The 22,249-nt window shown below is 63.4% G+C and carries 20 protein-coding genes; 7 read left to right on the top strand and 13 right to left on the bottom strand.

Annotated elements, in window-relative coordinates:
* Nucleotides 1-96: 96 nt before the first annotated feature.
* The gene (locus NKH22_RS09975; protein ID WP_023728227.1) at nucleotides 97-711 is read left to right on the top strand and encodes a glutathione S-transferase family protein; all 615 of its coding nucleotides are present in this window, start codon (nucleotides 97-99) and stop codon (nucleotides 709-711) included.
* Nucleotides 712-760: 49 nt separating this feature from the next.
* On the opposite strand, the gene NKH22_RS09970 is transcribed toward NKH22_RS09975, so the two are convergent.
* From NKH22_RS09970 to NKH22_RS09955, 4 genes are all read right to left on the bottom strand, one after another.
* A complete protein-coding gene (locus tag NKH22_RS09970; RefSeq protein ID WP_023672009.1) occupies nucleotides 761-934 on the bottom strand; it encodes a hypothetical protein in 174 nt (57 codons plus the stop codon).
* A 148-nt stretch (nucleotides 935-1,082) separates the two neighbouring features.
* Nucleotides 1,083-2,609: an ABC-F family ATP-binding cassette domain-containing protein gene (locus NKH22_RS09965; protein ID WP_352909462.1), complete on the bottom strand. Its 1,527-nt coding sequence runs from the start codon at nucleotides 2,607-2,609 to the stop codon at nucleotides 1,083-1,085.
* 340 nt (nucleotides 2,610-2,949) lie between these two features.
* Nucleotides 2,950-6,126 (bottom strand): excinuclease ABC subunit UvrB, encoded by a 3,177-nt coding sequence (gene uvrB, locus NKH22_RS09960; RefSeq protein ID WP_023821589.1) that lies wholly within the window; start codon nucleotides 6,124-6,126, stop codon nucleotides 2,950-2,952.
* Between the two features lie 122 nt (nucleotides 6,127-6,248).
* Nucleotides 6,249-7,514 carry a hypothetical protein gene (locus tag NKH22_RS09955; RefSeq protein WP_352909460.1) on the bottom strand — a complete coding sequence of 422 codons (1,266 nt, stop codon included), beginning with the start codon at nucleotides 7,512-7,514 and terminating at the stop codon, nucleotides 6,249-6,251.
* Between the two features lie 146 nt (nucleotides 7,515-7,660).
* Between NKH22_RS09955 and NKH22_RS09950 the strand changes: the two genes are divergently transcribed.
* Both NKH22_RS09950 and NKH22_RS09945 read left to right on the top strand, forming a co-directional pair.
* Complete coding sequence (locus NKH22_RS09950) at nucleotides 7,661-8,707, top strand: CapA family protein (protein WP_023741082.1); 1,047 nt, start codon at nucleotides 7,661-7,663, stop codon at nucleotides 8,705-8,707.
* Between the two features lie 46 nt (nucleotides 8,708-8,753).
* Nucleotides 8,754-9,731: a DUF3137 domain-containing protein gene (locus NKH22_RS09945; protein WP_023741083.1), complete on the top strand. Its 978-nt coding sequence runs from the start codon at nucleotides 8,754-8,756 to the stop codon at nucleotides 9,729-9,731.
* Nucleotides 9,732-9,759: 28 nt separating this feature from the next.
* Here NKH22_RS09945 and NKH22_RS09940 read toward each other — a convergent pair whose 3' ends face one another.
* From NKH22_RS09940 to NKH22_RS09930, 3 genes are all read right to left on the bottom strand, one after another.
* Entirely contained in the window at nucleotides 9,760-10,761 is a 1,002-nt protein-coding gene (locus tag NKH22_RS09940; RefSeq protein ID WP_023823422.1) for a serine hydrolase domain-containing protein, read from the bottom strand.
* 11 nt (nucleotides 10,762-10,772) lie between these two features.
* Nucleotides 10,773-11,267, bottom strand: a complete 495-nt coding sequence (locus tag NKH22_RS09935; protein ID WP_023823423.1) for a YegJ family protein — start codon at nucleotides 11,265-11,267, stop codon at nucleotides 10,773-10,775.
* A gap of 101 nt (nucleotides 11,268-11,368) precedes the next feature.
* Nucleotides 11,369-11,884 carry a hypothetical protein gene (locus NKH22_RS09930; RefSeq protein ID WP_023672002.1) on the bottom strand — a complete coding sequence of 172 codons (516 nt, stop codon included), beginning with the start codon at nucleotides 11,882-11,884 and terminating at the stop codon, nucleotides 11,369-11,371.
* A gap of 287 nt (nucleotides 11,885-12,171) precedes the next feature.
* Between NKH22_RS09930 and NKH22_RS09925 the strand changes: the two genes are divergently transcribed.
* Nucleotides 12,172-12,804 (top strand): hypothetical protein, encoded by a 633-nt coding sequence (locus tag NKH22_RS09925; RefSeq protein ID WP_155923215.1) that lies wholly within the window; start codon nucleotides 12,172-12,174, stop codon nucleotides 12,802-12,804.
* Nucleotides 12,805-12,922: 118 nt separating this feature from the next.
* Here NKH22_RS09925 and NKH22_RS09920 read toward each other — a convergent pair whose 3' ends face one another.
* Nucleotides 12,923-13,159, bottom strand: a complete 237-nt coding sequence (locus NKH22_RS09920) for a hypothetical protein (RefSeq protein WP_023683739.1) — start codon at nucleotides 13,157-13,159, stop codon at nucleotides 12,923-12,925.
* Nucleotides 13,160-13,818: 659 nt separating this feature from the next.
* Here NKH22_RS09920 and NKH22_RS09915 point away from each other — a divergent pair.
* Nucleotides 13,819-14,757: a diacylglycerol/lipid kinase family protein gene (locus NKH22_RS09915; protein WP_023689702.1), complete on the top strand. Its 939-nt coding sequence runs from the start codon at nucleotides 13,819-13,821 to the stop codon at nucleotides 14,755-14,757.
* A gap of 92 nt (nucleotides 14,758-14,849) precedes the next feature.
* Here the strand turns inward: NKH22_RS09915 and NKH22_RS09910 are convergent, their stop codons facing one another.
* Genes NKH22_RS09910 through NKH22_RS09900 form a run of 3 tightly spaced genes read right to left on the bottom strand, consistent with a single transcriptional unit; the run spans nucleotide 14,850 to nucleotide 18,591 of the window.
* Nucleotides 14,850-15,767 (bottom strand): NAD(P)-dependent oxidoreductase, encoded by a 918-nt coding sequence (locus tag NKH22_RS09910; protein ID WP_023683741.1) that lies wholly within the window; start codon nucleotides 15,765-15,767, stop codon nucleotides 14,850-14,852.
* A complete protein-coding gene (locus NKH22_RS09905; RefSeq protein WP_352789464.1) occupies nucleotides 15,764-16,978 on the bottom strand; it encodes a mandelate racemase/muconate lactonizing enzyme family protein in 1,215 nt (404 codons plus the stop codon). Before NKH22_RS09905 ends, NKH22_RS09910 begins: the two co-directional genes overlap by 4 nt.
* The gene (locus tag NKH22_RS09900) at nucleotides 16,975-18,591 is read right to left on the bottom strand and encodes a GMC family oxidoreductase (protein WP_023724935.1); all 1,617 of its coding nucleotides are present in this window, start codon (nucleotides 18,589-18,591) and stop codon (nucleotides 16,975-16,977) included. Before NKH22_RS09900 ends, NKH22_RS09905 begins: the two co-directional genes overlap by 4 nt.
* A gap of 224 nt (nucleotides 18,592-18,815) precedes the next feature.
* Here NKH22_RS09900 and NKH22_RS09895 point away from each other — a divergent pair, with 224 nt between their 5' ends.
* Nucleotides 18,816-19,211 carry an acyl-CoA thioesterase gene (locus tag NKH22_RS09895; protein WP_023671995.1) on the top strand — a complete coding sequence of 132 codons (396 nt, stop codon included), beginning with the start codon at nucleotides 18,816-18,818 and terminating at the stop codon, nucleotides 19,209-19,211.
* A gap of 500 nt (nucleotides 19,212-19,711) precedes the next feature.
* Here NKH22_RS09895 and NKH22_RS09890 read toward each other — a convergent pair whose 3' ends face one another.
* Nucleotides 19,712-20,080 carry a winged helix-turn-helix transcriptional regulator gene (locus NKH22_RS09890; protein ID WP_023683744.1) on the bottom strand — a complete coding sequence of 123 codons (369 nt, stop codon included), beginning with the start codon at nucleotides 20,078-20,080 and terminating at the stop codon, nucleotides 19,712-19,714.
* Nucleotides 20,081-20,169: 89 nt separating this feature from the next.
* On the opposite strand from NKH22_RS09890, the gene NKH22_RS09885 reads away from it, so the two are divergent.
* Complete coding sequence (locus NKH22_RS09885) at nucleotides 20,170-20,775, top strand: NADPH-dependent FMN reductase (protein WP_023671992.1); 606 nt, start codon at nucleotides 20,170-20,172, stop codon at nucleotides 20,773-20,775.
* A 165-nt stretch (nucleotides 20,776-20,940) separates the two neighbouring features.
* Here the strand turns inward: NKH22_RS09885 and NKH22_RS09880 are convergent, their stop codons facing one another.
* Nucleotides 20,941-22,236: a glucoamylase family protein gene (locus tag NKH22_RS09880; protein WP_352909457.1), complete on the bottom strand. Its 1,296-nt coding sequence runs from the start codon at nucleotides 22,234-22,236 to the stop codon at nucleotides 20,941-20,943.
* Nucleotides 22,237-22,249: the final 13 nt, after the last annotated feature.

Here is a 22,249-nt window from a genome sequence, read left to right as displayed (position 1 = left end):
GGTGAAATGAACTTGCGTCGGCGGCGCCCAATCAGAGCGCAATCCTCGGTATGAGCAGGCTAGAAAAGGGGACTGCTTCTCCAACCCGCTGAGACAATGATCCTCTATTACCAGACCCATTCGCCCTTTGCGCGCAAGGCGCTCGTCTTCGCCCATGAGGTCGGGCTTGCCGACCGGCTCGAGGTCATTCATCACGAGACCAGCCCGACCTTGCGCAATGCCCGTGTCTACGCCGAAAACCCGCTCGGCAAGGTGCCGGTGCTGCTGCGGCCGGATGCGTCGCCGCTCTTCGATTCCGATGTCATCTGCGCCTATCTCGATACGCTGCATGATGGCCGCAAATTGCTGCCGCAGGACGGCGAAGCGCGCTGGCAGGCGTTGCGGCTGCAGGCGGTCGCCCAAGGCCTGGCGCAGACGGGCATAGGCCTGCGCTGGGAGACGGAAAGGCGGCCCGAACAGTTGCGCTATGCAGCGCTTGCCGAAGGCTACCGGGAAAAAATCGAGGCCAGCTATGACTGGATCGAAAGCGCGCTGGACGACGAGACATCGCTCCATGTCGGCCACATAGCGCTTGCCACCACGCTGTCCTGGATGACGTTCCGCCAGCTGCCGTCCTTTCGCGCGCGGGCGCGGCTGACGCGCTGGTTCGAGGCGTTCGAAAAGCGTCGATCGATGCAGGCGACGCCGCTGTCGGGCGATACGCATGACTGAGCAACGGTCGCCCCGCGGCGGCCTGCATCAATTTTTCCCGACCGCATGGTCAGGGCGCCCTGCAGATCCGCGGGCCGTTTTGCGCGTCGATGAGGATTTCCGGCCAGCCGATATCCTTGCGCAGTTCGATCGGCAGGGCCAGAAGCTCGCGCTCGCTGCGATAGCGGGCGCGGTTCTGTGCGTAACGGGCGGCGACGCGGCCTATGGATGACAAAATGGACATGATGCGTTCTCCTCAGATGAAGCCGGCATCATCGTGTCGGCATCCCAAGGACGCAGCAGGTTCAGCCGATCCGACAGAACGCTGAAAATATTTGCGGGAGATGCGAAAGCATGGACCGCAACACGGTGCGGCCCATGGTGGTAGTTCCTCAGCCCACCGTTTCAGCCACCGAGCGGAAGAAATCCTCGGGGTCTTCGACTTCGGTCAGCTTCCGCTTGTCGACCAGCCAGAAGCGGTTGCCGACGGCGCGGATGAAGGAGCGGTCATGCGAGGCGAGCACACAGCTCGCCTGGTGCTTGAGCAGTTCCTCCTCCAGCGCTTCCTGGCCGTCAATGTCGAGATGGTTGGTCGGCTCGTCCAGCAGGTAGAAGTTGGGGTGGGTGAGCCTGAGCGCCAGCATCATCAGCCGCGCCTTCTGGCCGCCGGACAGCACACCGATCTTTTTCTCCTGCATCTCAATGACCACGCCGGCGCCGGCAAGCAGCGAGCGGGCGCGTTGCTCGCCGACATCGTAGCGGTGCGAGACCAGGGCCAGCGGCGTGTCGTCGCCACTGATGCCGGCCAGCGCCTGGTCGCTGTAGCCAAGCACCGTCGACGGCGTCACCTTGACGTTCGGCACCGTGTCCGGCTCGGCGATGGCGTTGCGGATCAGATCGACGAAACGCGACTTGCCGACGCCGTTGCGGCCGAGCAGCACAATGCGATCGCCCTGGCAAATGTGGCGCTTGCCGGTCTTGAACAGCAGCATGCCGTCCGGCGTTTCCACCGCGGCGTCGTCCAGCGTAATCAGCACCTTGGCATGGGTGCCGCGGTTGGCCAGTCGGATCGCGCCGGCCGATTTCTCGAGATGCGCCGATACCGCGGCGTCTTCCAGCTTCTCCGCCCGTTCCCTGAGTTGCTTGGTCTTCATCGTCAAAAGGTCGCTTCCGGAATTGATGCCGATGTTGTTGAGCTTGGCGGCCTGCTTGCGCAGCTGCTGCGCCACCTTCATGTCGCGCTCGAACCGGCGCGCCGTCGAAGCGTCCAGGTCGTCGAGCGCTTGCCTGGCCTTGGAATAGGGCAGTGCAAACACCGGCGAGTCCTCCGGGCGCAAGAACAGCGTGCGGTTGGTGACGGCGTCGAGAAAGGCGCGGTCGTGACTGGCGATGACCACCGGCACCTCGCGGGGCAGCGCGATCAGCCAGCTTTCCAGCTGGCTGATCTTGGCGAGGTCGAGATGATTGGTCGGCTCATCGAGCAAAAGCACATCCGGATCGGTGACCCAGACGCGGGCGATCAGCGCCAGCCGCTGCCATCCGCCGCTCAGCGCCTGCATCGGCCGTTCGCGCATCGGCTCGGGCACGTCGAGCGAATCCAGCACCACATCGACGCGCCACATCTCGCTGTCGGCCTGCTCGGCCGGCAAGGCATCGGCCACCACCTGATGGAAGGTGCGGCTAAGAAGGGCAGGCGGAACCGACTGCCCGACATGGCCGACACGCAGGCCGCGCGTGCGAGAAATGTCGCCCGAGGTCGGCTCCAGCGCGCCGGTCAGGCATTTGAGCAAGGTCGACTTGCCGCGGCCATTGGCGGCAACGATGCCGAGCCGGTCGCCGGTGCCGATGGTGAGATCGAGGTTGGAAAACAGCGGCGCACTCATGGTGACACCGAGGGATTTGAGGCTGATCAGGGCCATTGTGATTTCTCTGGTCTCGCCGGAGACAACTCCGGATGCACTTTGACGGTGTGCTTGCCGGCCATCAGGCTCAGCTTTGCGCACCACGAAAGGCAGACCAAAAAATCGAAACGGGAAAAAACCCGTAATGTCCCTGGTCAACCCTGCAAGCGAACTCGCAGGGCAGAAATCGGGCCACGCTGATGATGGTGATCGATAGACACGCAGCCCTCCTTTCAAGACAAAACTTTGAGTGTGTGGAGCGATTACACCAAAGGCGGGGGTGGAGGCAAGTGGGCGACGGATGCGGCGGTGGTGGAGCGCTCTTTCCTTCTCCCACAAGTGGAGAAGGAAAGAGGTGCTATTTCCCCGGCCGTCCCGTCTTGCCCGGCCGGCGCTTTTCGCGGCGGGCGTCGCCTGGGTCTTCGTAGGAGCCGATGCCGGCGCGCTGGCGAACGAATGGCTTTGGGGAATCGTCGCGTTCCTTCGCGCCCCCCTCTGCCCTGCCGGGCATCTCCTCCACTCGGGGGGAGATTGGCTGGGGCTTGGCCGGCACTTTCCCTTCGACCGGCTTTTCCGTGCGCCGCACGGTCATCTCGTCGAGCGAATTCTTCTTGAACAGTGGCTTGGTGGCGCCGCCCGGAATGCCGAAGTCGGAGCCGTGCGCTTCCTGCGCCGACTGTTTCTTGAACAGCGAGCGCGACACCGCGCCTGACGGTGTCGGCATGTCGGTACCAGGCCCCATATCGTCGATCGACGGCTTGGCAAATAGCGGTTTCTTCACCGGCACGGCGCCCTCGGCACCCATTTCGTCGAGCGCCGGCTTGCGGAAGAGGTTGGACCGGGCAGCCCTGGCCGCCTCTTCAGCCGCGCGTGCGTCGTCGAACTTGCGGAAACGCTCCTGTTCCTCAGCCGTACGGTGCTTGGCCACGCCCTTGTTGTGCTTGCCCTTCTCGCGGCCCGAGACCGGGCTTTCCATGTCAGCGTATTTGGCCAGCGGGTCTTCCGAGATGGACAGTTCCATCTCGCGCAGCCGCTTGATCTCGTCACGGATGCGGGCGGCCTTCTCGAAGTCGAGATTGGCGGCGGCGTCGCGCATCTGCTTTTCCATGGCGTCGAGATGGGCCTTCAGATTGTTGCCCATCATCGCGCCGGCGCCGTCGGTGAACTGCGAGATGTCGGCGCGGACATGGTCCTTCTCGTAGACCGAGTCCAGAATGTCGGAGATGCGCGACTTCACCGATTCCGGGGTGATGCCGTTGGCCGCGTTCCATTCCATCTGCTTTTCGCGGCGGCGGTTGGTCTCGGCCATTGCCCGCTCCATCGAGCCGGTGACCTGGTCGGCATAGAGGATGACCTTGCCGTCGACGTTGCGGGCGGCGCGGCCGATGGTCTGGATCAGCGACGTCTCGGAGCGCAGAAAGCCCTCCTTGTCGGCGTCGAGGATGGCGACGAAACCGCATTCGGGAATGTCGAGGCCTTCGCGCAGCAGGTTGATGCCGACCAGCACGTCGAAAGCGCCGAGGCGGAGATCGCGCAGAATCTCGATGCGCTCCAGCGTGTCGATGTCGGAGTGCATGTAGCGAACGCGCACGCCTTGCTCATGCAAATATTCGGTCAGGTCTTCGGCCATGCGCTTGGTCAAAACGGTGACCAGCGTGCGGTAGCCGGCGGCCGTGGTGTCGCGGATTTCGCCGACGACATCGTCGACCTGGCTTTTCGCCGGGCGGACTTCGACCGGCGGATCGATCAGGCCGGTCGGGCGGATGACCTGCTCGGCGAACACGCCGCCGGCCTGTTCCATCTCCCAGGCGCCGGGTGTCGCAGAAACCGCGACGGAGAGCGGTCGCATGGCGTCCCATTCCTCGAAGCGCAGCGGACGGTTGTCCATGCAGGAGGGCAGGCGAAAACCATACTCCGCCAGCGTCGCCTTGCGCCGAAAGTCGCCACGATACATGCCGCCGATCTGCGGCACGGTGACGTGGCTTTCGTCGATGAAGACCAGCGCATTGTCCGGGATATATTCGAACAAAGTCGGCGGCGGATCGCCCGGCTGGCGTCCCGTGAGATAGCGCGAATAGTTCTCGATGCCGGCGCAGGAGCCGGTGGCTTCCAGCATCTCAAGATCGAAGCGGCAGCGCTGTTCGAGCCGCTGTGCCTCCAGCAGGCGGCCGGCGCGCTCGAGCTCGACCAGCCGGTGCTTGAGCTCCTCCTTGATCGACTTGATCGCCTGGTTGAGCGTTGGACGCGGCGTCACATAGTGCGAGTTGGCGTAGATCTTGACGCTCTTCAGCTCGCCGGTCTTCTGGCCGGTGAGCGGATCGAATTCGGTGATCGCCTCGATCTCGTCGCCGAACATCGAGATGCGCCAGGCGCGGTCCTCAAGGTGCGCCGGGAAGATTTCGATCGTGTCCCCGCGCACGCGGAACGAGCCGCGCACGAAATTGATGTCCTGGCGCTTGTACTGCTGGGCGACGAGGTCGGCGAGCAGCGCCCGCTGGTCGAGCCGATCGCCGATCTGCATCTGGAAGGTCATCGCCGTGTAGGTCTCGACCGAGCCGATACCGTAGATGCAGGACACCGAGGCGACGATGATGACGTCGTCGCGCTCGAGCAGCGAACGCGTCGCCGAATGGCGCATGCGGTCGATCTGCTCGTTGATCGAGGATTCCTTCTCGATGAAAGTGTCGGTGCGCGGAACGTAGGCTTCCGGTTGGTAGTAGTCGTAATAGGAGACGAAATACTCCACCGCATTGTCTGGGAAGAATTTCTTGAACTCGGAATAGAGCTGCGCGGCCAGCGTTTTGTTGGGCGCCAGGATCAAGGCAGGGCGCTGCGTCTGCTCGATCACCTTGGCCATGGTGAAGGTTTTGCCGGAGCCGGTGACGCCGAGCAGTACCTGGGTGCGGTCATTGTTATCGACGCCCTCGACAAGATCCTTGATGGCGGTCGGCTGGTCGCCGGCCGGCTCGAAATCCGACACCATCTTGATAGCGATGCCGCCTTCGGATTTTTCCGGGCGGGCAGGGCGGTGCGGCGTCCACAGCACGCCGTCCTTGTGCAGCGGGTTGCCGGATTCGATCAGCGCCGACAGCGCCGCGACCGTCGCGGTGACGCTGCCCGAGGCCATCGTCTCGGCGTCTTCCAGCGAGATGTCGAGACCGGCGACCGGGTTGAGGCCGGCGGCGGTGCGCTCGCGCGCCGTTGCCGCGCCACCCATCGAGGTCCCGCGCGAACTGCGGCCGGGCGCAGCGGACCGCTCCGGGATCTTCTTCGCGGACCTTGGTGATTTGCCATCGCCCTTACCGGTGAGACGGCCTTCCTTCTCGGCCTCCTGCTCGATCTGCTCGGCCCAGTCGGCAATCGAGCCGCTCAGCGGCGTGCCGGTGAAGTCAGCCTGCGGCGCCTCGGCGAAGCCACCCTTGTGCAAGGGCTCCGAAGCATCGAGGAAATCGGTCAACGGGCTGCGCCGCTTGGGCAGCGAAGCGCTGTTGTCACCCGCCGGAGACGGTGTCTTTTTCTCGGGAAGTTTGGCCATGCCCCAAATATGGGCAGAGTCCGCCAAAATGGAAAGAGTGCAGTGGCAAGGGACACTAAGCGGGTCGAAGCTCCTGACACAAGGGTGTCAGGAGCTGTGTCACGCAAAGCCGGGCCTCCTGCTCAATTGAACCACAGCGCGAAGGTCAAAAACCCACCGCCACCGAACTGACGCTGGATCTGGTCGAACTCGCCGCTGGTCACGATCTCACCGCTCTCGAGGTAGGGCGCGATGGCCGGGCCGGTAATCGACAGCACTAGGTCGAAAGGCTTCGGTTCTTCGAAGAAACGCTTCATGTTGATGCCCTGGCCGGTGCTGGCCGTGATGCGGAAATGCGGCAGCAGCTTGCGGCCTTCCAAAAGGTCTTCGGCCATGGTCAGAGTGGCGAGCCAGGCCTCGACCTGCTCCTCGCCGACTTCGAGCCCGGTGAGCGGGTTCTCGCCCTTCTGCTGCGGTCCCGGCAGCCATTCGCGGTCATTGTCGGTCTCGGCGCGGATCGCCTTCCAGTCCTCGCGCGACAGCCGGATCATTTCGAGCAGATGGCGGCGCGCCGCTTGACGGCGCTCCGGCTCGACCACCGGCCAGTTCACGAGGTGAACCATGGAGATGAAATCCGCGATGCGCCATTCCGATGAGAAGATGCTGCTCCCCATGTCCCCGGCGGGAGGCACCAGAACGTCCTGCAGCGGCAGTTTGGCGCGCGGGAACAGCATGTGGAACGAGCCGTCGAACATGGTCCTGAAATCATGCGCCAGCCAGAAATCGGCCTGCGCCATCAGGAATTCGGCATAGCCCTGCAGCCAGAAACCGTCGGCCCGGTCGAAGCGGAATGTGAGCAAGGGAGCGGCGCCGTCCGACGAGATACCGCCGCGCGACAGCGAGGCCATGATCGCGGCCATGCTTTCATCCGGCGCGATGGCACCGTCTTCGTTGAGATCGATGCCGGCATGGGTGAGGTCGACGACCATGCCGATATCGGCATCGGCGGGTACCGAGCCCAGAGTGGCCGCGGATGTCTCCAGCCGGTCGCGGAAGGCGACCAGAATGGCGCGGAACTGCTCATAGGTCAGCGGTTCGGGATTGGGATTGTCCGGAATCGGCAGCCGCATCAGCGGCAGCATGAAGGATTGCGGGCTTTCGAACCCGTGGCGGTGCAGACCGCCGGCGAGGATTTCCAGCGCGGTGAAGAATTCGCCGGCGCCGGCGGCATAGGCTGACGCCGGATCGCCCTGGGCTGCAGCCTCGAGCGTGGTAAGCGCGGCGTTGCGCTCGGTCACCGTTTTGGCCTCGAACAAAGCGGTTGCCGCTTCGGGCGCGGCGGCGCGGGCCGAAGATAAAGGCACCAACAGGAGGAGGGCGGACGCCAGCAGGCCTGCAAAACGTGTCATCTCATCCCTCCACTATGCGATGCGCAGACATTACACGCATTTGGCGCCGTGTCTGCCGGCGGCAGTGTTTCAAGGACTGACGGTCGACACTTCCCGGGCAGACCGTCTACACAAGCTAACCGATTGGGCAAACGATTGGGCGTCGCGTGTCGAATTATCCGCTTTCCTACAAACTGTCATGGCTGCCGCGCTTCCTGAAACCATCTCTCGGCGGCGATGTCAGGGATTTCGCACCGAGGGCGGCGACGACGATCATCGATCCGCCGCCGGGGCGGAAGGTGCGGCTGGCCTTTGTCGGCGATATTTCGGCGGTGGCCAACCGTAGTGCGCCGGAGTGCGATCCGGAAATCGCAAAGCTCTTGGGCTCAGCCGATCTGGTGATCGGCAATTGCGAAAGTCCGGTCGTCGAGCGGCCGAGCGTGGCGTTTGGCACGCGGCTTGGCACTCACCATGCGATGAGCGAGCGGTTTCTTGCCGCGGCGCTTGCCGCCGTAGGCATCGCGCGTGAAAAGCTCGTGCTGTCGCTGGCCAACAACCATGTGCTCGACCAGGGCGTCGCCGGTTTCGACGAGACGGCTGCGGCGCTGAAGCGGCTTGGCATCCGCACCATCGGCACCGCGAAAAAAGGGCCGGTCGAGCAGGTCAAGGCCGGGCCGCTGACGATCGGCTTTGCCGCCTTCACACTGTGGCGCAATGGTGACGCCGGGCCATTCACCGAGCTTGTCTCGATGCAAGGCGATCCGGCGGCATGGCCGAGAGGCGCGGCCGACAAGAACATCGATCTCACCTGTGCGGTGCCGCACTGGGACTGGGAGTTCCGGCATTTTCCGCAGCCGCAAACGCAAACGCTGGCGAGGTTGCTGGCCGGTCACGGCGTGGGGCTGATTGCCGGGCACCACGCCCATGTCGTGCAGCCGGTGCAATGGGTCGGCAAGACGCTCGTGGCTTACGGGCTTGGCGACTTCCTCGGCACGGCGCTGGCGCGGCAGCCCTGGCCCGGCCGCATCGCCGGCATTTTCGTCGTCGATGTCAGCGCAGATCTCGGCATGCGCGGTGCGATCGCCGGGTACCGGATGCATCCCTTCATGCGGCTGCGCGCAGGCGGGCATGAGCGGCTGGTTCCGGTCGAGGCGCTGACTGGCCGGATGAAGGGCAAGGTCCAGGCCAGGCTGAAGGCGATCTTTGGCGACTGACAACTTTCCCGTTATCATAGGTATAATAGGACTTTGCGAGGGGGCGATGGAAGCAGCTGAGTTCATGCCTGATGAAGCGGTGGTCGCCGGCATCAGGAAGAATATCGAGATCTATGAGGCTGGACGGGCTTCGGCCTGCCGCCAGGTGCGCTGGCGGGTGCCGGTGTTTCTGGGGCTGCTGCTGGTTTTTGTCGTGCTGGTGGCCTGGCTGTTCAACAAGGTCGCCGACTTGAACGAGCAATGGTTCTCGACGCCGCATGTGTTCCTCTATGTCGGCGGTTTCTTCGCGGCGCTGCTGCTGTACTTCCTGGCGATCAGGCCGGCGACGCGGCTGCAGCAATCGTTCCGTGACACGCTGCTGCCGATCATCTTCGGCTTCATCAGGGATGTGCGCTATCAGCACAGCGTGACGCCGAATTCCTTCGACCGGCTGCCGCGCGCCGTGGTCGGCGCCTTCAACCGGCAGAGCTTCGACGACATCGTGTCAGGCCGCTACGAGGATTTTCCGTTCGAGCTCTACGAGGCGGAGTTGCGCCAAGGTTCGGGCAAAGGCTCGTCGACGGTCTTCAAGGGCGTCATCGTTGCGTTCGAGACGATCGCGCCGTTCCCCGGCATATTGGTCGCGACGCGCCGCAGCAACGCGGTGGTCGGTTTCTTCCGCGGCATCTTCGCCGGCAAGATGCAGGAACTGTCCAGCGGCGATCCGCTGCTCGACGGCGACTACGAATTTCGCACCGACAATGTCGCCGCCGCGCAGCCGCTGGTGAGCGGCCGGTTGGCGCAGGCGCTGAAATGGCTGCACGAGACATGGCGCGATGATCCGGCGCGGGTGGCACTTAATGGCAGCGATGGTTTCCTGCTCTTGCCGCAGCCGAAGAATTTCTTCGAACTGCCCGCCATTTCCGTGCCACTCGATTACACCAAGCACATCGCCCCGATGATCGCCGATATGGGCGCGATCCTGGCGACCGCGGCGCTGGTGCGCAAGATCGGCGCGACGGATGGCGAGGCGGCCGCAAGCTAGGCAGTTCCCGATTGCAACAAGCCGCCATTCATCCGGGTGCGGCTCTCGCGACAAGGCGGACAATATCGCCGAGCCTGCGCTGCTCCTCGGCGGATCTGGAGCGGCTGACCGCGAGGTTGACGACTACCAGTTCGGCTGCCGGCAAGACGCCGATCATCTGACCGAAACCGCCATGGGCGAAATAGCGAACCCTGGGCAAATCCGCATTGCGAAGAACGGTGGCTTCGGACTGGGCTTCGCCATCACGGCCGGTCGTCCACCACATGTAACCATAGCCGCTTCCGTCTGGAGTGATCGAATAAGCCTTTGTGCTGTCTTCGATCCACGCCCGCGGCACGATCTCCGTGCCGCGCCAGCTGCCTTTGCGCAGGTACAGAAGGCCGAATCGGGCAAGATCGCGCGCGGTCATGCGAAAATGATAGGCGGGGTGCTCCGATTCGGGGCCGCGCAAATACGCGCCGTCGTCAGGGTGAAAATCCTGCATGCCGAGCGGGACGGCGATGTCGGCATGGAAGCCGTCAAAAACGGAGCGGCCGGTTGCCCTCTCATAGATGGTGCCAAGGGCGTTGAAGTCCCAATTGTTGTAATACCAGTGGCTGTCCCTGGGGTGGCTGCCGCGGACGGGCCGGTTGGCTTTCATCTGTTCGGATTCGGCGAGCGCCGGGTGGTAAATCCCGGACCGAGCCTTGATGAGATCGCCGACTGTTGCCTGCTTTTCGGCTTCGCTCAACGACGGCGCGACATCATCGATGCCGAGCTCGCCCAGCGTGTTGTCCAGACGAATGCGTCCGCGCTTGACCTCGATGCCGATTAGAGCGCTCAGCAGGCTTTTGCGGACCGAGCGGATGACGACTTTTTTCGAGGCCGAACCGCTGGATGCGACGACAGATCCGCGATGGATGGCCACAGACGCTATCGAACCAAATTGCCGTGCCGCTGCTTTCGCCTCGGCGAGGAGATCGACGTTCCATCCGGCATCGGCCGCCGATACGACGTTCCATTTTTCGCCGGGATATTCAGCCCCTTTCATGTCGCCGCGCCTCAGCAGTCGAAGCCGTAGTTCTGGCGATAATATTCGACATCTTCTTGCGCCATCGTCTTGAACATCACGCAGACGGTGAAGCTGCCGACCTGGCGACCGTTTCTGGTGTAGCCCCAGTCGGAAATATCGTCCCGGTTAAATTCGAGTTCCTGGCCGGCCACGACATTGTGCACCGCTTGCGGCTCATTGGCCAATGTTCCTGCAAAGCCGGTCGCGGTCTTGTGGAAGGGGATGATCCAGAAATGTTCCGAGGCGTCTCCGTCCCTGACCTCGACCTTCAATTTGTAGCTGGTTGTCCCGGCTGGCGGCGCATCCGACAAGGACAGGAATTCATCGAGGCTGGCGCGCGCCTGCGCAATGGCCGCCGCCATTTCCGGATCGTCCCTGGCGACGCCTACAACCTTGTCGCCGCCCTGGCCGGAATCCTGCGCACCGGCCGGAATCGGCGCCAAGGCCAGCACCAGGGACAGCACGGTTCGAACTGCATGCTTCATGAAATGGCGCTCCTGCGTGTCGATGCCTGACACCATCATGCATCTATCTGGAGTTTTCAACGGCAGTGCGACAGCGTGGTATGGTCCGAACGGCAGGCCGCTCACAACCCGCTCGGCACCAGCCCTGCCAGCCAGTTCGCGGACCGCTTGGCAATGCCGACCGTTGCCGACGCGACGCGGCCGAGATCTGTCTTGACCACGGCGTAGCCGTTCCTGGTGCGGTAGAGCACGCCTGTTCCGCCATCGACCACTTGCTCGTAGGCGACGGGCCGTACCGCTGCTGCCTCCATGGCCGTCGTCGGGGAGCCGACGGGAACACTCGGCCGATGGCTCAGTTCCGGCGGCAACGGGGTTTGGACATTCCGGCTGGCCGGCTTCAGTTCCGGGCGGGATGCGGCCGCCGCCAGTTGCGAAGAAGACGCCGACCCCTTGCTGCGGCAGATGCCAGAGACCAGCGGATAGTCGAAGTTCTTCTGGTGCAGCATCTGGCTTTTCATCGCCGCTTCGCAGTCGGCGATAGTCGCCCACTTCGCCGGCGTCTCGCCGATATATTCGCAAAGCTTGGCGTCGCAGTCGCAGCCGACAATGGTCATGGCGACAAGGGCGGTCTTGATCACGGTCTTGTCCTTCGGATTGCCCCCCCGGCAGCCAGTCCTTCCATCGCGCGCGAACAAGGCGGGATTTTGGCCGCGATCACGCGATGAGCCGGGGGATGCGTTTTTCGGGTACGGCTCACTATAGGTGGATTTCGAGACACCCGGTAGCAGATAGGGCGGGAGCGTGATGCATTTGCAGGAAGAAGCCTGAATAAATCTTGTTGGCTATGGCCGCGACAACTGTTTCTTGGCCCGGTTTTCTACTACGATACTCACGGGGCGATACAACAATATAGGAGGGGTTTGTCATGGGAAGAATTGTTCGGTCCGCTGAGCCTGTGCCGAAAAGGGATTCAACGCTCGAGGGCATTCCAGGCGATGCTCCGCTCGGCGTCGACGATGACAAGCAAGAAGATCAAGGATCGAAAGGCGGCGACGGCTATCTCGACCGGGTGGCGAAGTACGTGCCTGCCGAAGTCGTGGCATTTTTCATCTTCGTCAACTCCATCCTGGTCAATGCCACTGAGCAGCCGGTTGCCAAGGCGTTGACCGATGCGGTGGCGGAAGAGACCAAAGGCAATCCGGGGGACATTCCGGGTAAGGTGCAGGCAGCCATCTATAAGATTGAAATGGCCGGTATCAGCGTCTGGACCATTTCATGGATCATGTTGATCGTCGCGCTGGCGATGACGCCGGTGTATCTGAAATCGGTCAGCGATTCAGCCGACAATGCGGAGGCTCCGGGAGCCAACATCGTCATGTCGATGCTCGCCTTCCCATTCTGGGCCTATGCCGTAAACGCGCTGGCCCTCAGGCCATGGCATGACGGTGCGCTGGCCAGCATCATGCTCGCCACCTTCACGCTCATCAGCGGCGCCATACGGCCGGAATATATAAACGCTGGCCTCAATTTGATCCCGGGCATCGGCCCGAAGAAGTAGCTTGGCCCGCCGGGCAGGCCGCGGTGCAGGGCGCGGCTTCAGTTGTAGACGCGCTCCAGCCTCGCGCCTGCTTCGAACAGCGCCGGCAGCACGATGTGCAGCTTGCGCACGGCGACGATCAGCCCGGTGCGACGGGTGGCCGGATCGATCGGAACGGTTGGCTGAACAGCGCCCGGGCGCCTTCGGGCGGAGCGAAGTCTGCCGCCGAAAGCACGGTGAGCATGATCGCGTCGTTGCCACCGATCTCGACGAAGGACACGCCTCTGTCGATCAGGCGCGGGATCATGTCGGTGAATTGCTGACCGCGCCTGGTGATGAAGATGGTGCCGTCAGCGCCGAAATCGCGTTCCAGCAAAGTATCGGCTTCTTACGCGTCGCTTCGCCGACCGGACCCTTGGCCCAAAGACAGTCGGCGCCGGGATTTCTCCCAGCGCCTCCCTGTCAGATCAGGACACGGTCGCGGCAGCAACTTCCGCAAAGTCGTCGCGCCATGCCGGCCTTGATTTTGACGGTCCTGCCAGTCACCGCCCGAGGGCAGTGCCCGTTCCAGACCACGCCGTTCTCCACCCTTGCGAGCTTCGTTCGGCGCGCCATCGAAGGTTTTCGCCGTCCTTCATGGCAGCATCGGTCCGCCGTTGGCGTTCGCACGCTTTCCGCGGCCCCGTAGGTCTCGGCATCCGTCCCTCGAACAGGCAAGCCTGCTCTCGCTTCGGGCCGTACGGGCCTCAGGAAATCCGCCTTTTCGCTTTGCCTTTCGGCGTGGCGATCGGTAGCCGCCTGAGATGGGCTAAACTTACGCCGGGTAAGGGTTTTGGGGAATGGGCGTGAGCCTGTGGATAACGGGATTATCGGGGATCGTTTGCCACAAAGCTCGGAATTTCGACTCCAGCTGCATTAGACAGCCCGCCCGCTTTTTGGCGCCTGATCGGCTGTGCCCCTTGCTCCGCCGGCTGGCGCGGGCTTCAATGCCGGCAAAGCATCGAGCCTATCGGCTCGGTGCGGGGAGGGTACGCATTGAAAGTCGGGGTGGTGCTCAATCCGATTGCCGGCGGCGGCCGGCTGAAACGGCATTGGCCGGAGGTGGCTGCGTCGCTGAAAAAGCATTTCGGCGAATTCGAGCTGCGCGAGACGCAGGCCGAGGGCGACGCCGAAAGGCTGGCGCTCGACCTCGCGGCAAGCGGCTTCGAGCTGGTGATCGCGGCCGGCGGCGACGGCACCGCCAGCGAGGTGGCCGACGGATTGCTGCAGGCATTCGATGAGAGCGGCCGGACAACCGAACTTGGCTTGCTGCCTTGCGGCACCGGCATCGATTTCGCGCGCGGGCTCGGGCTGCCGAAAGAGGTGGATGCGGTGCTGAAGCGGATCGCCGAAGCCAAGGCGCGCAAGGTCGATGCCGGGCGCATCTGCTACATCGACGACCATGGCGCGCTGGCCAGCCGGCACTTCATCAATATCGCCAGCCTCGGCCTGTCCGGCGCCACGGACCGTGCGGTCAATGCCGACAAGCGCAAGGGCAGGATGTCGGCCAAGGCGCTGTTTTTCTGGCGCACCGTGGTCGAGTTCATCCGCTACCGCTTCCAGGATGTCCGGATCACCGTCGACGATGGCACCCCGGTCGAGGCGCGCATGGCGCTGGTGGCGGTCGCCAACGGAAAGTTCTTCGGCGGCGGCATGATGATCGCCCCGGACGCCGAACTCGCCGACGGCCAGTTCGACATCGTCATCCTGCGCGCGGCTGGCAAGCTGAAGCTGATCTGGGATATTCGGCTGCTCTATGGCGGCCGGCACCGCAACCATCCGGCCATCACCATATTGCGTGGCCGGAAAGTGGTGGTCGAACCGATCGGCGATGTCGAGAAGAACGGCGCGCTGGTCGACATAGATGGCGAGTCGCCGGGGCGTATACCCGCGACGTTTGAGATCCTGCCCGGAGCGCTGACGCTGAGATATTGAATCAAGGCGTTGAGGGATTGATTCAGGTGGTTTGAGCGGCGATTCCGGCGAACCGGCCAAGGGCCTGAAATCGCAGGACATATTTACCCGGCTTAGCTTTCCAGCTTGGCTGGGAAACCGGGCGCGCGCAGATCCATATCGACGGCATCCTCGAGCAGTTTGACGATCTGGGTCGACCAGGCGCCGCCGCCATATTCCTGTTTGCCCATCAGGAAAATCTCACTCACAAGCGGCGCCAGTTGGAGTGGCAGTCTGAACTCCCTGCCCATCGCAAGCGCAAAGCCGAGGTCCTTCAGTGCCAGGTCCATGGTGAAGCCAATGTCGTAGGAGCCGTTGAGGATGAGCTGGCTTTCGGTCTCATGGACGAAGCTGTTGCCGGAGGAGGCGACGATGGCGTGGTAGGATTGCGCGAGGTCGAGGCCGCCTTGCTTGGCCAACATCAGCGCCTCGCCGGCGGCGACGAGATGGATGAAGGCCAGCATGTTGGTGATCACCTTGATCACCGCCGCCGAGCCGACCGGACCCATCAGGAACGATTTTGCGCACATCGCTTCGATGGCGGGACGATGGCGCTCGTAAAGCGCAGCATCGCCGCCGACAAGCGCGGTGATCTTTCCGACCGCGGCCAGATGCACGCCGCCGGTGACCGGGCACTCCAGCGTCTCGATGCCTTTGGCCGCGGCGAGGGCGGCGAGGCGCAGGATCTCGTCGCGGCCGTTGGTCGACATCTCGATCCAGGAGCCGCCCCTGGGCAGACCCTCGAGCAGGCCGCCGGCATTCGCCAGCACCGCTTCGCTGACCTTGGGCGAGGGCAGGCAAGTAATGGCATTGCCGGCCTGTGCCGCCGCTTCGGCCGGGCTGGTCGCGGCCGTGGCGCCGAGCGCCACGAGGCGCTCGACGGCGGCGGGGTCGCGGTCGAAGACGATGACGACAAAACCGTTGCGCAACAGGCTGGCGGCAAGGTTGCCGCCGAGATGGCCAAGGCCGATGAAGGCGTAGCGTTCGCTCACGGCATCAGCGGCATTTGCATCATCTGCAAATGCAGGTCCTTGCCGGTGTAGGGATGCGCCTCGCAGACCGCTTCGTTGAGTTCGACGCCGAGGCCGGGCTCCTTCGACGGAATGACATTGCCGTCCTGCCACTCGATCTTCTTCTTCAAGAGCGTGGCGTGGAAACCGTCCCACTGCTTCAGCGATTCCAGGATGAGGAAATTGGGCAGCGTCACCGCCAGCTGGATGTTGGCGGCGCCAACGATCGGCCCGCAATAGCAGTGCGGCGCGATCTGGATGTGGTAGGCCTCGGCCATGGCGGCGATCTTCTTGGTTTCGAGAATGCCGCCTGAGCGGCCAAGGTCCGGTTGCAGGATGGTGGCGGCGCGGTTCTCGATCACGCGAGCGAATTCGAACTTCGTGGTCAACCGCTCGCCGGTGGCGATCGGGATCGAGGTGCCGCGGGCGACATGCGCCATCACTTCGGGCATGTCCGGCGGGACCGGCTCTTCGAACCACAAGGGATCGTAGGGCTCGATGGCTCGTGCCATGCGCAGCGCACCCGACGCGGTGAACTGGCCATGCGTGCCGAACAGAATATCGGCGCGGGTGCCGACCGCTTCGCGGATCGCCTTGACCATGCGGGTGGAGACATCGATGTCGATCAGGCGCGGCTGGTGGCCGTCGAAGGCGGTATAAGGTCCGGCCGGGTCGAGCTTGACGGCGTTGAACCCCTGCTCGACATATTCGAGCGCGCAGGCGGCCGCCAATTCGGGGTCATTGTAGACGTTCCTGCCGTCCGGCGCGTCTTCCGAATGGACGCTGCCGGTGTGCGGATAGAGATAGGTGTAGGAGCGCAGCGTCTCATGCACCTGGCCGCCGAGCAATTTGTAGACCGGCTTGTTGGCTTCCTTGCCGACAATGTCCCAGCAGGCCATTTCCAGCGCCGAGAAACAGCCCATGCCGGTAACGTCGGGGCGCTGGGTAAATCCTGAGGAATAGGCGCGGCGGAAGAAGGTCTCGATGTCATGCGGATCGTGGCCGATCAGGTAACGCTCGGCCATGTCCTCGACCAGCTTGGCCGTTATGTGAGCCGAGAAGGTGGCGTTGTAGGCCTCGCCGTAACCGACCACGCCGCCATCGGTGGTCAGCTTGACGAAGATGAAATACTTGCCGCCGATGCCGGGCGGCGGGTTGCCGACTACCCAGGTCTTGACGTCGGTGATCTTCATTTTTGGTCCTCCAGAACCAGTTCGGCGCCCTTCCATCCGGTCATGACCGAGGCGGCGTTGGTGTTGCCGGTGATGTTGGCGGGAAAGATCGAGGCGTCGATGACACGCAGACCTTCGAGCCCGTGCACTTTCAGGCGCGGGTCGACGACGGCGGCCCCGGCGTCCGGCCCCATGCGGCAGGTCGAGACCGGGTGATAGACGGTGCCTGAGCGCTTCCTGAAATCCTGGATCAGGTCGGCATCCGATTGGATCGATGGGCCCGGCAAAACCTCCTCAGTGATGATCTCGGCCATGGCGGGCATCGAGGCTATCTTGCGCACGAATTTCACCGCCGCCAGCATCTCGTCGACATCGGCGTTGGTGGAATAGGCGTTGGCTACGATCCTGGGATAGTCCAGCGGATTGCTGGAGCGGATCATGATCTCGCCGCGGCTGGACGGGCGGCAGTTGGAGAGGCCGATGGAAAAGCCCGGCCACGGATCCGGCGTCAGGATCGGCCGCTCGCCGCTCTTCGGAATGACGGTCGAGAAAGCCTGGAAATAAAGCTGCATGTTGGGGCGCGAAAACGCCGGGTCGGTTCGGAAGAAGCCGCCGCCATGGTTCATCGACAGCGACAGCGGGCCGGAGCGGGTGAGGATGTACTGCATGCCGACCAGCAGCTTGCCCCACCAGGGCCGCAGGATTTGGTTGAGCGTCGGCACGTTTCCCTTGAAGGTATAGTTGATGCCGACATGGTCCTGCAGATGCGCGCCGACATTTTCGTTGGCGTGGACGACCGGGATGCCAAGCCCCTTGAGCAGTGACGAGGGGCCGACGCCGGACAGTTGCAAGAGCTGCGGCGAGTTGATCGAGCCGGCGGACAGGATGACTTCGCGGCCGGCCCGCGCCGTCTTGGTCTCGCCGTTCTGCAGATATTCGATGCCGACGGCTCGCTTGCCCTCGAACAGGATCCTGCTCGCCAGCGCATTCGTCTCGACGCGGACGTTTTTGCGCTTCATCGCGGGGCGCAGGAAGGCGCGCACGGCCGACATGCGGCGGCCGTTTTTGGTGGAGATCTGGTAGGTGCCGACGCCTTCCTGGGCGGCACCGTTGAAGTCGGGGTTGAGCGGCAGCCCGGCTTGCTGGCCGGCGGCGAGGTAGCGCCTGGTCAGCGGATGGACGGCGTTCGTCGTGTCGGTGATATGCAGCGGCCCGCCGGTGCCGCGCCATCTATCGGCGCCGGCCTCATTGTCCTCAAGCGCCTTGAAGCCCGGCAACAGATCGTCATAACCCCAACCGGGATTGCCGGCATCGCGCCAGTCATCAAAATCCTCGCGCGCGCCTCGGATCCAGACCATGGCGTTGATCGAGCTTGAGCCGCCAAGCAGCTTGCCGCGCGGCCAATGGTCGACATTGCCGGCAAGGCCGGGGTCCGGCTCGGGCTTGTAGTTCCAGTTGACCGCGGGGTCGAAGAAAGTCTTGCCGTAGCCAAGCGGCATCTGGACATAGAAGCGGCGGTCGCTGCCGCCGGCTTCCAGCACCAGCACGGAGTAACGGCCGGAAGCCGACAGCCTGTCGGCGAGAACCGAGCCGGCTGAGCCGGAGCCGACGATGATGAAGTCATAGGTCTGCATGATTGGTGTTGGCGGCTCCGCAAAACTGGCTGCAGCCTATCCGCGGCAGGCTTCCGAAGTCGCGGTGCCTTCCGGCATGCGTTGTGAAAAATGCGACCGTGAGACGCCTGGCCGGAAAAGCTGCCATGGAACCGACATTGCGCCGGGAGCCTCGCCCGTCGCGTTGACCTCTTGGGTCCATGACGCTAGGGGATCGAGGGCAATCGTTTCAGGGGATCCGGCAGATGGTGCATTACGCGGACGGACGGCCGATCGGCGATCTGACCTTGCGTACGCTCGCCATGCCGGCCGATGCAAATGCGGCCGGCGACATCTTTGGCGGTTGGGTGATGGCGCAGATGGATCTTGCCTGCGGCATCCGTGCGGCCGAGCGGGCCAAGGGTCGCGTGGTGACGGCGGCTGTCAAGGAAATGTCCTTCGCCAAGGCGATGAAGATCGGCGACACGCTGTGCATCTACACCCATGTCGAGCGCGTCGGCCGCACCTCCATGACGCTCAAGGTCGAGGCCTGGGCGCAACGCTACCTCTCCGACCTGATGGAGAAGGTCACCCACGCCGATTTCGTCATGGTGGCGCTGGATAGCGACGGCAAGCCGAAGCCGATTCCAACCGAAAGTTGACATCGTCGATTCTGCCAAGCTTGCGCTTATGTAACATCCCCCGCGCGGGCGATGCGCTGCGCGACATCCAATGGTTGCCTTCACATCCGATTCTGCGGGCGGCGGAGGGAAGACAATGCGTCAACACATGCTGAACGGCTGGCTCGTGGCGGCCCTCGTCGCGGTGATCTGCCTGCTTGGCACGACCGCTTATACCGAGATCAGGAAAGAGCTTCCAGGCGTTGCCTGCACGCACGACCGGACCGTTGGCAACGAGCGGACTGCCCAGCGGTCTGCAAGGGTAGAGACGTGCGGCGCAGTGTGTTGCAGCAACCCTGCGTCAAAGGCCTGAGGGCCCGTCAGCGGAAGACCTCGTCAGCCTCAAAATGATGATGCGCCGGCGAACGAAACGCTGCAGCTATGTCGCGATGGCGTGACCAACGATGCAAGGGCGGATCCAGTTAAACCCGGGTACGCGTCGTCGACGGCAAAATCCGTAAACCATTGCTGGGCAACGGTTTTCAGGCGTGCACGCCATCGAATCTTTCACGCGCCGCCTGGACCCGCGAGGTGTTCTTCCGCGCCCATTCGCCGAGCGCGCCGACCGGCACCAGCAACTCATGGCCGAGCTCCGTCAGCTCATAGTCGACGCGTGGCGGGATGGTCGGGAACACGGTTCGGGTGACGAAGCCGTCGCGCTCAAGACCGCGCAAGGTGGTGGTCAGCATCTTCTGCGAAATGCCGCCGACAGCGGCGCGCAACTCATTGAAACGCAGCGGTCCGCCGCCCAGCTTGCCGACGACCAGAACGGTCCATTTGTCGCCGACGCGCTGCAGGATTTCCGAGACGGCGCGGCAGTCTTCGGTGTTGTGCGGGTGCCTCAGTAACATAACGGTGCCTCCTTGCGCTGCCATTTGTCAGTATCTCATATAGCGCCGGTATCCAAACGATACCAGCTTTTGCATATATGGAGAGCCCCATGTCCAAGCCCAAAATCGCCATCGTCGTCGGTTCGACACGCGCCGCGCGTTTCGCCGATGTGCCCGCCCAGTGGATCGCCAAGATCGCGAAATCTCATGCCGACATCGACGTCGAGACCGTCGACCTGCGCGACTGGCCGCTGCCCTTTTTCGACGAGGTCGCCTCGTCCGCCTGGGCGCCGTCGCAGAACGAAGTTGCCCAGCGCTGGCAAAAGAAGGTCGCCGAATTCGACGGCTTCATCTTCACCGCCGCCGAATACAATCATGGCCCGACGGCCGTGCTGAAGAACGCCATCGATTACGCCGCCAATGAATGGAACAAGAAACCGGCCGGTTTCGTCGGCTATGGCAGCGTCGGCGGCTCGCGCGCTGTCGAACATTTGCGTCTTGCCGCGGTCGAATTGCAGATGGCGCCGGTCAAATCCGCCGTTCACATTGCCTGGAGCGATTTCCTGGCGGTGCGCCAGGGCGAGAAGAAGCTCGAGGAGATCGAGCATCTGAACCAGGCTGCCACGGCGCTGGTCAACGACGTTGCCTGGTGGGCCCGCGTGCTCAAGGCAGCGCGTCAGGCCGACGCGATTGCCGGCGAAGCCCAGGCGGCCTGAGCCTTATCCTCCCAAGGATCGATGATTTTTCCAAAGGGCGGCGTTTGCGCCGCCCTTTTTCATTCACGTGAAGAGGCGCTCTCGGCTCCCTTGGCCGGATGGTGGAGTCGGACCGGCAAGGTCGCGCTGATGCCTTGACGATCCCGCGCGAAGGATCGCCGCCTGTCACAGCCAACCGCCGGAAAACCCGGCCCGGCGCAGTCCTGTGGTGATGGCCGGCACGCGGCGCATCAATCGCCACAGGAAGTCGGACCGGTAGTTCTCGATCATCAGGGCGATCGGCCCCTGGTTGATGCCGACATGGTCCGGCGATACCCAACCGCAGGCGCGGCCGTCGTCGGCAGCGATCGTCGGGTTGAAGCTCGCGGTGAAGCCGTAAGGGTTGCCGTCGCGCAGGTCCATCTCGTGGAAATGGCGCAGCGCCGGCAGCACGATTTCCGGCGCAAAAGGCAAGGAGGCGATTGCCGCCCATGGCGACAGCGTGCCGTCATCGGGGCCAAACGGTGCGCCGCGGGCGAGATAACCGAAGAAGCGGCGTCCATCGGCTCGCCGCGCGATCGGACCTGGGCCGTCGCTGGCGGTGACGCCCCAGCAATTCTCGCCATAGCCCGCGAATCCCCTCGGATTGCGGATTGCGTAATCGCGCTGCAGATACGTCGCCTGGCGGCTGTTTTCGAAATAGTAGATGTCGTGACCCTGCATGAAGGTATCGCGGATGGCGCGAAAATCGATCCAGATATGCGAGAATTGGTGGATGAAAAGCGGGCCGGCATAGACCATCTCGCGGCCGTAGATTGTCTTCCACTTGTAGGTGGACAGCCAGGCCGCGTAGCTCTCGGGCGGCAGCGAGTGGGTCGGCGAACCGAGACCCAGAACGTACAGGATCAGCGCCTCGTCAAATCCTTCCCAGCGATAGCGGAGAAAGCCTTTTCCAGGCCGCCAGCCATGGGTGACGGTGGCGCCGCCGTTCCGCGCCCAGCGCCAGTCGGCGCGGCGGTAGAGCGCATCGGCAAGCTGGCGGATTTCCAGTTCGAGTTCATCGTCCTCGTCGAAATAAGCGCCGGCAGCCAGAACACCGGCAAGCAGAAGTGCGGTATCGATCGTGGACAGTTCGCAATTCCAGACGCGGCGGCCGGTCTTCATGTCGAGGAAATGATAGTAGAAACCTTTGTAGCCGGTGGCATCGGGCTCCGGCCCGTGCGGGGCGTTCCAGAAGAAGCGAAGCGTGGCGAGCGTCCGCTCGATTGCGGCATCGCGCGTCATGAAACCGCGCTCGACACCGACGGGATAGGACGACAAAGCGAGCCCGACGGCGGCTATGCTGGCAGGCGACGTCGGCGTGTTGCGGTCGGCGACCAGGCCGTTGGCAGGGTTGGCCTCGTTGAGAAAATACTCGAAGGACAGGCGCTGGATATCTTGGAGAAGCTCGTCGTTTAGCGCGTGTTCGTTCGATGCATCCATGACAATCGATATA

The sequence above is a fragment of the Mesorhizobium sp. M1252 genome (assembly GCF_040318265.1).
Taxonomy (GTDB): Bacteria; Pseudomonadota; Alphaproteobacteria; order Rhizobiales; family Rhizobiaceae; genus Mesorhizobium.
This window is presented reverse-complemented; position numbering and strand designations above follow the sequence as displayed.